The sequence below is a fragment of the Exiguobacterium sp. genome, assembly GCF_020832205.1.
GTDB lineage: Bacteria > Bacillota > Bacilli > Exiguobacteriales > Exiguobacteriaceae > Exiguobacterium.
The window spans coordinates 25877-39867 of record NZ_JAFIFD010000048.1; the positions used below are offsets into that span (position 1 = coordinate 25877).

Annotated in this window: 16 protein-coding genes; 4 read left to right on the forward strand and 12 right to left on the reverse strand. The window is 52.1% G+C overall.

The window, feature by feature from the left end; all coding sequences use genetic code 11:
- Positions 1–18: 18 nt before the first annotated feature.
- The gene (locus JJU47_RS12755) at positions 19–816 is read right to left on the reverse strand and encodes an ABC transporter permease subunit (RefSeq protein ID WP_228620108.1); all 798 of its coding nucleotides are present in this window, start codon (positions 814–816) and stop codon (positions 19–21) included.
- Positions 817–1689 (reverse strand): ABC transporter ATP-binding protein, encoded by an 873-nt coding sequence (locus JJU47_RS12760; protein WP_228620110.1) that lies wholly within the window; start codon positions 1687–1689, stop codon positions 817–819. It abuts the gene before it with no gap.
- 119 nt (positions 1690–1808) lie between these two features.
- Here JJU47_RS12760 and JJU47_RS12765 point away from each other — a divergent pair, with 119 nt between their 5' ends.
- Positions 1809–2378: a TetR/AcrR family transcriptional regulator gene (locus tag JJU47_RS12765; protein ID WP_228620113.1), complete on the forward strand. Its 570-nt coding sequence runs from the start codon at positions 1809–1811 to the stop codon at positions 2376–2378.
- 78 nt (positions 2379–2456) lie between these two features.
- Here the strand turns inward: JJU47_RS12765 and JJU47_RS12770 are convergent, their stop codons facing one another.
- The 5 genes from JJU47_RS12770 to JJU47_RS12790 all read right to left on the reverse strand — a co-directional run bounded on the left by JJU47_RS12770 (position 2457) and on the right by JJU47_RS12790 (position 6343).
- Positions 2457–2804 carry a hypothetical protein gene (locus tag JJU47_RS12770; protein ID WP_228620115.1) on the reverse strand — a complete coding sequence of 116 codons (348 nt, stop codon included), beginning with the start codon at positions 2802–2804 and terminating at the stop codon, positions 2457–2459.
- 21 nt (positions 2805–2825) lie between these two features.
- Complete coding sequence (locus JJU47_RS12775) at positions 2826–3944, reverse strand: NAD(P)/FAD-dependent oxidoreductase (protein ID WP_228620117.1); 1119 nt, start codon at positions 3942–3944, stop codon at positions 2826–2828.
- An 82-nt stretch (positions 3945–4026) separates the two neighbouring features.
- The gene (locus JJU47_RS12780) at positions 4027–4761 is read right to left on the reverse strand and encodes a Bax inhibitor-1/YccA family protein (protein ID WP_228620120.1); all 735 of its coding nucleotides are present in this window, start codon (positions 4759–4761) and stop codon (positions 4027–4029) included.
- 26 nt (positions 4762–4787) lie between these two features.
- Entirely contained in the window at positions 4788–5312 is a 525-nt protein-coding gene (locus tag JJU47_RS12785) for a type 1 glutamine amidotransferase domain-containing protein (RefSeq protein ID WP_228620123.1), read from the reverse strand.
- Between the two features lie 110 nt (positions 5313–5422).
- Positions 5423–6343: an NAD(P)-dependent alcohol dehydrogenase gene (locus JJU47_RS12790; RefSeq protein ID WP_228620125.1), complete on the reverse strand. Its 921-nt coding sequence runs from the start codon at positions 6341–6343 to the stop codon at positions 5423–5425.
- Between the two features lie 273 nt (positions 6344–6616).
- Here JJU47_RS12790 and JJU47_RS12795 point away from each other — a divergent pair, with 273 nt between their 5' ends.
- The 3 genes from JJU47_RS12795 to JJU47_RS12805 all read left to right on the forward strand — a co-directional run bounded on the left by JJU47_RS12795 (position 6617) and on the right by JJU47_RS12805 (position 8715).
- Entirely contained in the window at positions 6617–7303 is a 687-nt protein-coding gene (locus JJU47_RS12795; protein WP_228620128.1) for a Type 1 glutamine amidotransferase-like domain-containing protein, read from the forward strand.
- Positions 7304–7441: 138 nt separating this feature from the next.
- Positions 7442–8236: a thymidylate synthase gene (locus tag JJU47_RS12800; protein ID WP_228620130.1), complete on the forward strand. Its 795-nt coding sequence runs from the start codon at positions 7442–7444 to the stop codon at positions 8234–8236.
- Positions 8233–8715, forward strand: a complete 483-nt coding sequence (locus JJU47_RS12805; RefSeq protein WP_228620133.1) for a dihydrofolate reductase — start codon at positions 8233–8235, stop codon at positions 8713–8715. Before JJU47_RS12800 ends, JJU47_RS12805 begins: the two co-directional genes overlap by 4 nt.
- 14 nt (positions 8716–8729) lie before the next feature.
- Here the strand turns inward: JJU47_RS12805 and JJU47_RS12810 are convergent, their stop codons facing one another.
- The 5 genes from JJU47_RS12810 to JJU47_RS12830 form a co-directional block, all read right to left on the reverse strand.
- Positions 8730–10211 (reverse strand): GGDEF domain-containing protein, encoded by a 1482-nt coding sequence (locus JJU47_RS12810; RefSeq protein WP_228620135.1) that lies wholly within the window; start codon positions 10209–10211, stop codon positions 8730–8732.
- A gap of 171 nt (positions 10212–10382) precedes the next feature.
- On the reverse strand, positions 10383–11783 hold the full coding sequence (gene fumC / locus JJU47_RS12815; RefSeq protein ID WP_228620138.1) for a class II fumarate hydratase: 1401 nt from the start codon (positions 11781–11783) through the stop codon (positions 10383–10385).
- 115 nt (positions 11784–11898) lie between these two features.
- Positions 11899–12288: a reverse transcriptase-like protein gene (locus JJU47_RS12820; protein ID WP_228620141.1), complete on the reverse strand. Its 390-nt coding sequence runs from the start codon at positions 12286–12288 to the stop codon at positions 11899–11901.
- Complete coding sequence (locus tag JJU47_RS12825; RefSeq protein WP_228620231.1) at positions 12269–13042, reverse strand: 5'-3' exonuclease; 774 nt, start codon at positions 13040–13042, stop codon at positions 12269–12271. Before JJU47_RS12825 ends, JJU47_RS12820 begins: the two co-directional genes overlap by 20 nt.
- Positions 13043–13047: 5 nt before the next feature.
- Positions 13048–13983: a CobW family GTP-binding protein gene (locus JJU47_RS12830; protein ID WP_228620143.1), complete on the reverse strand. Its 936-nt coding sequence runs from the start codon at positions 13981–13983 to the stop codon at positions 13048–13050.
- Between the last annotated feature and the right edge of the window lie 8 nt (positions 13984–13991).

A 13991-nucleotide genomic window follows, 5' to 3' on the forward strand; every position in this document is an offset into this window, starting at 1 on the left:
ACATCTTATTCCGAAAAACTAAATCGTCAAATCTTTCCGGGTGAAGCGGGTGTAGCAAGCTGACGCAGCAACGAGGAGCAATCCACTTAACAAAAGTAGCGACAGGACGGGCACGTCCCCTTGAACTTGGGCGTTGGCATCAAACAGCGAGAACAGTGACAAGCGCTCGAGCCACTCGAGCCGCTCACTGAAACCAGAGAAGATATTCGCGATCAAGAAGAGGGCGAACAACCCGCCAGTCACCATGTAAGAACGATTGCTGTCGTCGAACAGACTCGCGAGCATATAGGCGAGAGCACCGAGAACGAGTAAAATGAGACCCGCGTTCAATTGTAGCGTCCACAGGACACCGTAATCGATTGCCAAGTCAAACAACACGTCAGCGAGTGTCAGGCTCAATCCGTTCAACCCGACGAACAGAACCGTGGCGATGAGCAAGACGACGAGGCTCGCCGAAACGTAAGCACGTCTTGAGATCGGTGCCGCCATGAACAACATGACCTCTCCCGAATCGACCGGTTTGCCCATGAGCCGTGAGGCAAACGTGAGCGCGAACAGAATCGCCAGGACGTAAAAGATGAGGCCGTAGTAGTTGCCCCCAAGCAAGTTGATGACGTTGTCCATCGCGAGAGTCGGATCGATTTTAAACACGTCGAGCAACTCGGGTGGCAACGATTCGAGCTTCCCTTCGATCAACCCAGTCTCTTTGATGGACGGAAAGACGGACGCCAAGAAGAACAAATACAGGCTCGTCCCGATCGAGTAACCTAAAATCCAGCTCCGGTTTTGTTTAAGCAGCGATGCGATCAATACCATTTACGTCGCCTCCCCATAATATTGCATGAACATTTGCTCGAGTTCGTCGGCTCCGCTCGTGAGCGACTCCACTTCAAATTGTGTCAACGTAGCGAGAAATACGTTCAGTTCTTCCGGACTTGAGATCGAGACGTCAACGTTTCGACCATCGCGTGTCCCAATGCGTGCCGCCAGCAAGCCCGCGTCGGTCTCACTTTTCAATCCAACCTGATACGTCTTCACACTTCTGCGCTTCAGTTCGTTCATCTCGGATTCAATGATGATCCGTCCGTCTCGGATGAGTGCGGCCCGGTCACACGTCTTCTCCATCTCCGGGAAGTGGTGGGAGCTCATCAAGATGGCTTTCCCGGCCGCCTTCTCGGCGAGCACCCATTCGACGAGCCGCTCTTGCATGAGCGGATCGAGCCCGCTCGTCGGCTCGTCCAATAAATAAACGGGAGCATCTTTCATGAAACACGTGACGATTGCTAGCTTTTGCTTCATCCCTTTTGACATTTTTCGGACTTTTAACGTCGTATCGAACGCAAAAATTTGGCGCAGGTGTGTCTCGCGCTCAAGACTCGTTTCATGCAGACGACTAGTTAGCCGAATGATTTCTTCCCCCGTCATGTCTTGCGGGTAGTTGATCTCGCCGGGCAAGTAACCGACGTGCGCCTTGACCGTCTCGCTCTCGCGCCAACAATCGTAGCCCATAATCGTCGCTTTACCAGAATCGGCATGAAGCAGTCCCATCAAGTGACGAATCGCCGTCGATTTTCCTGCTCCGTTCGGACCAATAAATCCAAAGACGGTGCCTCGTTCGACTGTCAACGAGACGTCAAAGATCCCGTGCGAGGCGTCGAACCGCTTCGTCAATCGCTCGATGTGAATCATGTGTATCCCCCCTACTTTTGAAATATATGAACTTTATGATTACAAAACTAGTATATCACGTTATTTTTTGAAATGGAAATGGTATATTGATTACAAAATAACAGAAGTGAGGGTTGCTGATGGACGGTTTCACGAAACGGACCGAGGAGAAACGCCGGGCCATTCTCGAGGCTGCTCGCACGTTGATGAAACAAGAACAGTCGCGCTTCACGATTCACGAGCTCGCGCGTGCCGCCTCTGTCTCCCCTGTCTCGATTTACAATTACTTCGGCTCAAAAGAGCAAGTCATCCTGCACGTCCTCACTCGCCTGACCGAAAAAGAAATGAGTTGGATTGAGCAACGGATCGAGGCGCAAGTGCCGTTTGAAGAGTTATTGATCGACATCTTAAGACGGAAAATCGAATCGGCCGGATTGTTCGACGATACGGTGTTGGCAATCGTCACGACCGACCCGTCGTGGCAACAACTTGCAGCCCGCGGGTACGCCGCGTTTCGAAACTTGATCGAGTACGGCAAGATGACCGGAGCGGTCGACCCGGACATCTCGACCGACGCCTATTTACGCTACGTTCAATTGATGCAACAAGCTATCTTGTCAGACCCTAAGCTGTCGACGGCACAGATGACCGACACGATGCACGAATATTTTCATTTTTTCCTCCACGGCATCATGCGTAAAAACAACTAAAAAGTCGCCTTCTCCTTCTGATCCGTTCAAGAAGTGATAGGCGACTTTTTTATATGCCGATATCGTATGGAAATGATTCTACTCTTGAAGTTCAGGGGGGATGTACGAATCAACATCCAATTCATCTCCGCAGGCGATGATCAGTTCCGAACTTTCAGGTGTCATAAAGACACCCATGCGTTGACAAACTAAGCCTTCCATCATCGGTTCAATATGCTCGTGTCTCCCGACTTGGAAGCGGTGTGCCATCCGAACCAACTCTGTGCCGAGACCAATCATGGCATTTCGGCTCAATGAGATCATCACCTTGCTTTGCGGGCTGACGTTTACCCACGACTCATCAAATACCATGACCGTGCCTACATTATCCGCCAACTGCTCGAATTCATCATTTTCATCGTCAATCAAATCAAATTCGTACCGCACTCGTTCACTTCCTTTCGTCAATCAGCTGTCTTCCGTTTTAAACACCGAGTCCGCAATCGGATAGAGCGACATGTCGAGCTCACAGTCCCCTGTCAAGACGAGGTCGGCGAGTACTTTCCCGATGTACGGACCGACCGTCAAGCCGGACGACCCTAGACCATTTGCAACGAGCAACTGATTCGCTCCCGGCACGCGGCCGAGAATCGGAATCGAGTTCGGGGTGACCGGACGGAAGCCGACCCGCGTCTCAATCAGTTCGGCCTCGGCAAGTCCTGGTGCCGATTCGAGCCCTTTCGAGAGCACTTCATGAATCCCGACCGCTGTCGGCCGTGCGTCAAACGCCTTGCCCCGCTCGTGCGTCGATCCGATGACGATGCGCCCGTCTTCAAATCCGAGCAAATAGCGGCGCCGCGGCGGCATGACGACCGGCCAATCGGACGCATCCGTCTGCGGTAGCTGCACGTGCACGATTTGTGCCTTCTCGCCGGAGACACGGGCCGTGTAACCAATCGGCTCCATCAACTCGGGCAACCACGCCCCACAGGCGAGCACGATCTCGTCCGCCTCATAGCGGACACCGTCACATTCCACATGATATCCGTCCGTTTCAACGAGAACGGCAGAACCGTCAATCAAGGTGACACCTCGTTTCACGGCCACCCGCTCCAGGGCCGCTCTCAACTTCTCTCCATCGACGCGAGCCCCGCCTTCAACGAGGAGGGCGTCGTACTCATCAGACAACGGGGGGAATCGTGTTTTCGCTTCTTCAGCCGTCATCCGGGTCAAGTCACCGATTTCCGGTGCTTCTTCCCGGCGCAGCGCCGTCCGTTCGAGCATCTCGTTCAACTTCTTATCTTCATGTAAAGCGAGCGTGCCGACACGTTTGTAGCCGGTCTCTGTCTCGCCTTCTCGCTTCAAGTCGTCGACGATGGTCGCATAGTAGCGGGCACCGCCTTTAGCGAGCGCATACCACGCCTTGTTGCGGCGCTGGGCGATCCACGGGCAGACGATGCCTGCCGCGGCGTCGGTCGCCCGTCCGACTTCTTTTCTGTCAATGACGGTGACATCGGCTTTGCCCGCCAAATGATATGCGGCCGAGATACCGACGATCCCGGAACCGATGATGACTACTTTCTTCATACGTTTCGCCCTCAAAAAATGAAGGCATTCACATCCTTTCCTATCTTCCTGAAAAAATCACCGGCCTTGTGGCCGATGATTTTTAGTCGCGCATGGCGAGTCGATACAATAAGTCGAGCAACTCGATATAGAGCCAGATGAGCGTCACGATCAAACCGAACGCGGCCACCCACTCGAGGTGCTTCGGTGCCCGGTCTTCGACTTGGCGTGCGATGTAATCGAAGTCGAGGACGAGCGCGAGCGACGCGATGATGACGATCACGAACTGGACTCCGATTGCGAGCGGTGATGAACCCGTCATGAACGGTAGCCCTGCTCCGAAGAAACTCATCCCGATTTGGAAGAGATAAAGGAGCATGACCGTAAAGATGGCGGCCATGATCCCAGCGCGGAACTTTTGCGTCACTTTGACGAGTCCCGTCGAGTAGACGAACCACATCGCGAAAGCGACGACGAACGTCGTCAATACGGCACGACCGACGATGCCTGGCACCATCGCTTCAAAGAAGTACGAAATCGTCCCGACGAATACGCCTTCGACGATCCCGTAGAGCGGGGCGACGACAGGTGCCGTGTGCGGTTTGAACATGATGACGAGCGCGAGCAATAGCCCGAGGATGAGCGACCCGATCATGAGCGGGAAGAGAAGTCCTTCTCCGATGGTCGGAACGAGCGACCATGTCGCTCCTGCCGTCGCTGTGACGAGCATGAGCAACATGAAGATTTTAGACCACGTACCGGCTTTCGTCATCGGTGCGGTCGCATAAGAAGACGTCTCCATCGATTTACGGAGAATTGGATTTGATTTAAGGTTCAACGTTCGTAAGCTCCTTTATGAGTTGTTCAGCGCTTCGCCATCACATCGATGAAGGCGCGCATATAATCTGGTAAATCAGGTGGACGACGACTCGAGACGATATGGCCATCGACGACGACCGGCTCGTCATGCCAGATCGCGCCTGCGTTTTCCATGTCGTCTTTAATGCCTGGCGTGCTTGTTACGTTGACACCTTTAAGAATGTCAGCGGAAATGAGCACCCAGCCGGCATGGCAGATTTGACCGATCGGACGTTTTTGTTCATGCATATAACGGACGAACCCTTTCACCGAGTCAAACCGGCGCAATAAGTCCGGTGACCAGCCTCCTGGGACGAGCAACGCATCAAATGACGTGATGTCCACGTCTTCGAACGCGACGTCAGACTTTGCAGGCACGCCATATTTACCCGTGTAGACGTGCGCACCTTTTTCCCCGGCAAGGATGACGTTCGCGCCTTCCTCACGTAAGCGGTGAATCGGATACCACAGTTCTAAATCTTCAAAATCGTCACTGACGATTTGCAGGATATTCATACCTTGTAATTTCATCGAACCCCTCCCTTTCATTGTCTTTCACAAGTATACCCTATAAGCAACGTGGCGAAAACAAAGACTATCGACGAAACGCACGCCTATAAGCTTTACTTTTATCTGTCCAATCAATCCGTTCGCGTCACTGTCACGATGACGTTTCCGACTTTCCCGCCCGCATCAACGTAGCGATGGGCCGAGGCGATGTCCTCGAGCGGATATATCGAGTCAATGACGGCTCTCACATGTCCCGATTCGAACAGTTCGTTCAGGAAAGTCAGGTCCTCTTTCCGTTCACTAGAGACACCTTGACCAGCTACGGAACTAAACTTTCCGTGGTCACTCATATGCTTACGGGCCATCCGTTTATCGATTTTACCGGCCGCATCAAACACGGCGTCATACATAGTCAAGTCGTTATCGTATCCTGCTTTTGTATGATCGACCACAACGTCTGCCCCCAAACTTCTCACGAGTTCGAAATTCCGCTCCCTACAGACAGCCGTCACGTGGGCCCCGTAATATTTCGCGATTTGAACGGCCATTGAACCGACTGCACCGGAAGCCCCGTAAATCAATACGGTCTTCGCTTGTTCGATGCTCACTTTACGCAAAAAATGAAGGGCTGTCGTCCCGCCGAACGGTAGGTATGCCGCTTCGACATAGCTAGCGTTTTGAGGCATGAGCTCAACACACTTACTCTCTTTGACACACGCGTATTCGGCGTATCCTCCGAATCGCATCCCGGTCAACGCATAGACGCGGTCTCCGACCTTGAAGTGCTCGACGCGTCTGCCCGTCTCAACGACTTCCCCTGCCAAGACGACACCTAAGATCGGCTGTCGCGGCGCCTTGAAACCTATGACGACCCGCATCGGAAGCTTACCGACTGCCGGCACATCGAGTGCTCGTAGGCGGCGGTCCCCTGAATGGACGGCCGTGGTATGGACTTTAATCAACAAATCAAAGTCTTTTGGCACAGGCTTGTCCACCACTTGAAGCTGTAGCACATCCGGCGGCCCATATGCGGTACAAATCACTGCTCTCATTGTAACCCTCCTTTTCGTGCCTGAAGTTGTTACTAATGAATTCACCGTTTCAACAAAAGATAATCAAATGAAAAAGTCACCTCGTTCACAGGATGTCATTACTTATGAAACGAGCTGAGGAATATGAACGATTGCTGAAAGAAAAGCTGTTGATTCGAAGGGCCGCCCCTATTCCTCTCGATAAAGAGTATTCATATTACTTTTGGAAAAGATTCCAACTTAATCGGGTACAATAAGATTGATGCCTCAATCAACTATTGAAGGAGACTTAATATGACTACGTACTACTATCTAGGCTGGTTCAACAATTTCTTCCCAAAAGATTTGGCACATGCATTATCTCGAGATACGACGACTCGTCATTCGCTCGTGATGATCAGCTCGAATCCTGCCTCCAGTTCGGTAAATGGCTTCACCGAACTGTCTTGGTTAGAGGATGCGGGAATTTTTTTTGACGAGTACCATCTAATCAATTATGAAGTGGAGCAGGAAGAGGCTAAACGCCGGATTAGTGATGCTTCGGCGATTTTCTTATTAGGTGGGGACACTGTAAAACAAAACTCGTTTTTATATGAGTACGATTTATTAGAGTTGATTCAATCTAATGGTGGTATTGTCATCGGAGCCAGTGCAGGCGCTATCAATATGTCTTCGAAATGGGTTTGCTCCCCAAACTTAGGTCATTTGACTTCCGCAACAACGATTTACAACGGCCTGGCATTTCATAACTTTTCCGTTCTCTCCCACTTCGATCTGGAACACAATATGGATGTAGTCAAACAAGAACTCGCCCTTTTATCCGATGAGTTGCCGGTTTTTGTGTCCAACAAAGACTGTGCGATTCGGGTTCAAGAAAATAGAATTGAGATTTTTGGAGATGTGTATCTATACTCTCAACAAAACATGACGAAGCTAACTGAGCGCGTCCATTCCGTCACGGACTTCCCATCCCCGCTCTAAAATACGTTTGCTCAAGAAAGCGACGTACTTCCAGACAATAAATCTGTATATAGAAATCGTAACGTTTTGTCATCAATATATTGTGTTATAATGAGTGCGACTTTTTGTTAACTTTTAACGAGAAAGGGGACTTCCCACATGAAACAATATCACGATTTATGCACCCACATCCTCGAGCACGGTGTCGTCAAAGAGGACCGGACCGGTACCGGCACGACGAGCGTATTCGGCTATCAAATGCGTTTCAACCTTCAGGACGGGTTTCCCCTCATCACGACGAAAAAACTACATACCCGTTCGATTATCCATGAACTGCTTTGGTTCATTTCAGGCGACACGAACGTCCGTTACCTGCAAGACAATGGAGTCCGCATTTGGAACGAGTGGGCCGATGAGGACGGCAACCTCGGTCCCGTCTACGGTGCCCAGTGGCGATCGTTCCCGAAACCCGACGGCTCGAGCGTCGATCAGCTCGCGGAAGTGATTGAACAGATCAAGACGAACCCCGATTCACGTCGCCTCGTCGTATCGGCTTGGAACCCAGGTCAACTGAAAGATATGGCGCTCCCGCCGTGCCATTTGTTGTTCCAATTTTATGTCGCGGACGGGAAGTTATCGTGCCAGCTGTATCAACGAAGCGCTGACACGTTCCTCGGTGTCCCGTTCAATATCGCGTCTTACGCCTTGTTGACGCATATGGTCGCGCACGTCACGAACCTTGAAGTCGGCGATTTCGTCCATACGCTCGGCGATGCGCACATCTATCATAACCACCTCGAGCAAGTGAAACTCCAGTTGACACGTGAGCCGCGTCCGCTCCCGAAACTTAACATTTTACGGGACGTCTCATCGATCGAAGACTTCCGTTTTGAAGACTTCGAGATCGTCGATTATGACCCGCATCCCCACATAAAAGGAGCCGTCAGCGTATGATCATCCACGTCGTCGCCTACGGATCAAATCGGGAGATCGGAAAAGATAACGGCTTGTTATGGAACCTTCCTGACGACTTGAAACAGTTTAAAGCGATCACGACCGGCCAGACGATCGTGATGGGCCGAAAGACGTACGAATCAATCGGCCGGCCCTTGCCGAACCGACGCAACATCGTCGTCACCTCGGATGAAACGTTCCGAGCTGACGGCGTCGAAGTATGGCACGACCTCGATCGGCTCCGCAATGAAGCCACGTCTGAAGATTTCTATATCATCGGCGGAGCGACGCTGTATGAACAGACGATGCCGATCACAGACCGCTTTTATGTGACAGAAGTCGACGGGGCGTTCGAGGCGGATACGTTTTATCCGGAACTCCCTGACGTCGTGGTCACGCGCTTTCAGGCTCACCCTGCCGACGACCGCCACGCGTACAGCTTCACCTTTTATCAATACGACAAAAAAGACATCGATTGAGTTCGATGTCTTTTTTAGTCCGGCAACTTTTCGAGCCACTGTTCAATTTTTTCGGTGATGACGTCTTCTCCGTCCGATTCGGACACATCATCGTAAAGCCCGAGTTCCGCGGCGGTGCGGGCCGTCACCGCAAGGATATGACTGTACTTCCCGCGTTGCTCTTTCACGGCGGACAATGTCCGCGCCTCATTCGAACCGGATTCGTCCAAAATGAACATCTCGACATGATCGTTACAGACGTAAGCCCCGTATGGCCGATACACGACCTCGTAACGACGGTGCTGTTTAGGCAACTGGTCAGCCAAAAGCGCATATTTTTTTGAACTCATCGTGACATAAGCAAGGCGTTTCTCATCCCGGACTGCCGTCGAGTAGCGGATGATGCGGTTGCGACCGTCCCGTTTCGCCTTGTAGAGCGCTTCGTCCGCATACGCACACCATTCTCCTAGCGTCATCCCGAGTTGACAGACACGGGTATACCCGATTGACACCGTCACATGATGCTCGTACGGGAACGTCATTTGTTCGATCCGAGTCCGTACCCGTTCAAGGACCGCATCGACGACGGCCCGGTCCGAGACGTTCAAGATGATGAGAAACTCCTCACCTCCGTAACGAATCAACTCGTCGCTCGATCGGATCGCAAGCCGAATCTCTTCGGCGACACGGTGGAGCACTTCGTCCCCGTAAGCGTGACCGAACGTATCGTTCAATTGCTTGAAGTGATCAATGTCCAATAAAGCGAGCGTAAAACTTTCTCCAGAGCGTTCGAGCCGGGACATGAAACGACCGAACGTCGCTTTCAAATATTTGCGGTTGAAGGCGCCGGTCAACTCATCGACGAGCAGCGCGTTCGAGACGAGTCGTGCTTTTTCGATGTGCAATCCGAGACGGACGAGCCGCTCTTCCATCGGGATCCACGATTCCCAATAATCATCGAAGCCATATGAGTAAGCGGCAAGACGATAATGTTCGTTCGTCCCGATGACGATGAGCGGGACGTAAAGTTTCTTCATTTTGCTGACAAACGATTGGATGTCGCGTTCGAGGAAATTCGGCCATAGCTCCACATCCATGATGATCGCTTTCGGCACGTCTTCATAGTCGTATTCGACGGCTTCTTCCAACGTTTGTAGAAACACCGGTCTTGCCCCGAGCTTCTCGACGCGCGGTTTATATCGGCTGAACGTCGACAAGCTCGCCGCCAACACGAGAACGAGATCCTCATCTTCTTGATCGATTCCGAGAATCGTATGTATGTAACGCTTAACCGGTGCAAGCAACGCGTTCGCTTCCGCCTGGGATAAGACGGGCGGTAAATCACGGACTTCCGACTCGACCCGGCTAAAAATCTCAAGCAAGTGCATCAGCCGCCGCTTCCGGACTTCCGCCTTCACCCAAGCCAACAGAAACTCGATATCCTGTGTCGGAATCTGTCGTGCCTCCGTCAGTTTCGTTAATATATCGTGTACGCGATCTGTAGGTTGATGCTCCATTCCCGACCCCCCAGTTTCGTTCTTCCCGAAATTCGCTTCTGTCTTCGATTATGCGACTTCCTCCACGAAAATACAACTATTTCCTCATTTCCTTCCTATTGTTTGACATATAGTTAGTACTTACGTCCTAAAATAACGAAAGAGAAAGGCGACTCTTCGGCCGCCCTTCTCTTATTTTTCCACTTTTAAGTTCGGAGACGTCATCTCTTCCGGACGAATCCACTTGTCAAATTGTTCCTCGGTCAAGAGGCCAGTTTCAAGCGCGGCTTCTTTAAGTGATGTCCCTTGGCGATGGGCCAATTTAGCAATTTTCGCTGCATTCTCATAACCGATGTGCGGATTGAGCGCCGTGACGAGCATGAGTGAGCGGTCCACGTTATGGGCGATCACATCCAAATCAGGCTCGATACCGACCGCACAATGCTCATCGAACGAATGAAGACTATCCGTCAACAAACGGCACGTTTGCAAAAAGTTGTACATGATGACCGGTTTGAACACGTTCAACTCAAAATTCCCTTGGCTCGCGCCGAACCCGATCGTCGCATCGTTTCCGAGCACTTGAGCCGCGACCATCGTCAACGCCTCGCTCTGCGTCGGGTTCACTTTACCCGGCATGATCGAGCTGCCCGGTTCATTTTCAGGAATCGTGATTTCGCCGATACCGGCACGCGGGCCAGAAGCGAGCCAACGGACGTCGTTGGCGATCTTCATCGCATCCATGGCGAGTGCTTTCAACGCCCCATGGGTGAATACGAGTTGGTCGTGGCTCGTGAGCGCATGGAACTTGTTCACTGCGGTCACGAATTGTTTTCCGGTCTCCTCAGAAATTTTAGCCGCGACGACTTCCCCGAACTTCGGATGGGCGTTGATGCCTGTCCCGACCGCTGTTCCCCCGAGAGCGAGTTCCGTCAACGGGTCGAGCGTCCGTTCGATCATCTGTTTCGATAGCTCGAGCATCCGGACCCAACCGCTGATCTCTTGGCCGAGCGTGACCGGTGTCGCGTCTTGCAAATGGGTACGACCAATTTTGACGACGTCCATGTACGCCTCCGCTTTTTTGTCGAGCGTCGCATGGAGCGCCTCAATCGCCGGCAGCACTTTGTCTTCGACCGCGAGGATGGCCGCGATGTGCATCGCTGTCGGATACGTGTCGTTTGAACTCTGCGATTTATTGACGTCGTCGTTCGGGTGGATCGTGATTGATTGGCCGCGTGCTTTCAACTTGTCGTTCGCCAAGTGGGCGATGACTTCGTTGACGTTCATGTTCGATTGCGTGCCTGAGCCTGTCTGCCAGACGACGAGCGGAAACTCGGCGTCGTGTTCGCCCGCTACGATCTCGTCAGCGACTTCGGCGATGACGTCTGCCTTATCCTGCTCGAGAACACCTAGTTCAGCGTTGGCCAAAGCCGCGCCTTTTTTCAAGATCGCGAACGCGTGGACGACCTCAAGCGGCATTTTTTCTGTCCCGATTTTAAAGTTTTGTAAGCTTCGTTGTGTTTGCGCGCCCCATTTCGCTGAAGCTGGAACGTTGATTTCCCCCATCGTGTCCCTTTCGATCCGATATTCCATGAAAATTCCCCCTCTTTTTTTGACTACGCTTTCATTCTAGCGAAACTTATGTGAAAAAGAAACGGGCGTATCGTCAAATGTAAAAAAAGTCGAGACCATGTCCCGACTTTTCCAATCAATCACTTGATAGCGCCTGTTTGGCGATGCGATCCGCCTTGTTTTCACTACGTGGCACCCATTTGATGAACGTGACGGGCAAGTCATCATAGGCGATGAGCGCCTTAAGAAAAAGTGGTTTGACCGAATGATCTTTCAAAAACCGTTGTTCCAGTGCTCGGACGATCGTCTCGGCGTCCGAATGGAGCATGAACGTCGTCTCCCCCTCAAGGCGATGCGCGTGTTCGAGGGCGAAACCGAGCGCGGCGAGTTCAGCTTGTGCACTCGTCAGCCCTGAAGTCTTTCGGGTATGGGTGCTGACCATACCGTCCGACGTCTTCACCCAGACACCGAGGCCGATCGCACCCGTCTGTTGATTCGTCGCCGCATCAAAATAGATGTGAACCAAACCGGTACGCCTCCCAGTCTGTCTCGATCGGCGCATGCACGTCGATCAAGGACAGTCGCTTTGACAACAACGCGACTTGTTCTTGTCCGTCGAGTTTCTTCGAATACTTCCTATGCGCGTCGAGCAATTGCTCGTTCTTCAGACGTTCATACAAGAGCTCGACAGTGTCGTACGTTTGGACGAGCAACGTAGCCGTCTTCGGCCCGATGCCGCGCACGCCCGGAATATTGTCTGACGCATCGCCTTGAAGCGCCTTCACATCCACGAACTGGAGCGGTTTGACACCATACGTTGACTCGAACAGCTCCCGGTTCATGAGCAGTTCTTCTCCTTTTTTCGGAACGATTTGGTAAACGTTCGCTGACAGCAACTGGTGTAAATCCCGGTCCGATGAATAGAGGAATGACTCCCCTGGGAATGCTGTCGCCACTGCGCCCATCAAATCGTCCGCCTCATAGCCAGCAAGCTCGGATTGGAATATGCCGCGCTCCGTTAAAGCGGCCCGCAGCTTCACGTAGTCATCGAACAACGGTTCAGGTAATCCGGTCCGCGTCGCTTTATAGTCCGGGAACATGGCGAAGCGATGGGTCGATTCACGAGGCCCGTCCCAGAAGAAGGCGATGTGAGTGAAGTCGTTCGTCCACCCGTCGACTTTCCGAATCAATCCTTTTACGGTCACGTCGGGGTCCTGCGCACGACGACGTTCCGTCGCGAAATAATAACGCGACAGCAAGTTAAAGCCATCCACTAGCATAAGTTTCACGTTTGATTCACCTCACATGCTTTTAATCCTCGCTCGAGCGCGTCTCGGTCGAGTTCTTTCCCAATCCAGACGAACACCGAACGGGAGTCTTCGCTCGATTCGTTCGCGAACGTCGCACCCATCAACTGATTGGTGGCCTGGACGATATATTTTGATGCTTCCCCATCAAGTCGCACGATCGCCTTCAACCGATAAAGTTGATCCTCATAGTGCATGAGCACTTCTCGGACGTAACGCGTGACGCGTTCTCGCGAAAGCGGAACATCTGTCGTCAGTGTGACGGCACGGAGCGTAGCGACCGATCCGTATCCTTCCGTCAACGCCGACAGCTGTCTCTCGTCGACACGTGACAATTGGAACGTGTTCTCGAGTAAATCATAATCACCCTCGGTCGCAACGGTCTCGACGACACGAACGGTCGGATTGATCGTCCGTATCCGTTCATGTGCTTGACTGAGCACCGCTTCGTCCACGAGATCGGTCTTGTTCAATAAGATCATGTCCGCGTAAGCGATTTGATGAATCCCTTCTATAAACAGTTCACGGTCCATTTGGCTCGCGTCGACGACCGTCAAAATCGCGGTCAATTTGAAATGGGACCGTAAATAATCATCGTAATAAATCGTCTGGATAATCGGGGCCGGGTCGGCGACTCCTGTCGTCTCAATGACGACGCGGTCGAACGACTTGTCACGAGCCGCGAGTCGATAAAACGTCTTACTTAAATCGTTTTGAATCGAGCAGCAAATACATCCGTTAGACAGTTCTATTTGTTCTTGGTCCATTTGAACGATCAATTGTTCGTCGAGGTTGACCGAACCGAGCTCGTTGACGATGAGCAAAATCCGCTCATTCGTCGCCGCGAGCAATCGATTCATGTAGGTTGTTTTACCGGCACCTAAAAAGCCGGTCACTAATTGCACGGGAATCATCACGCATA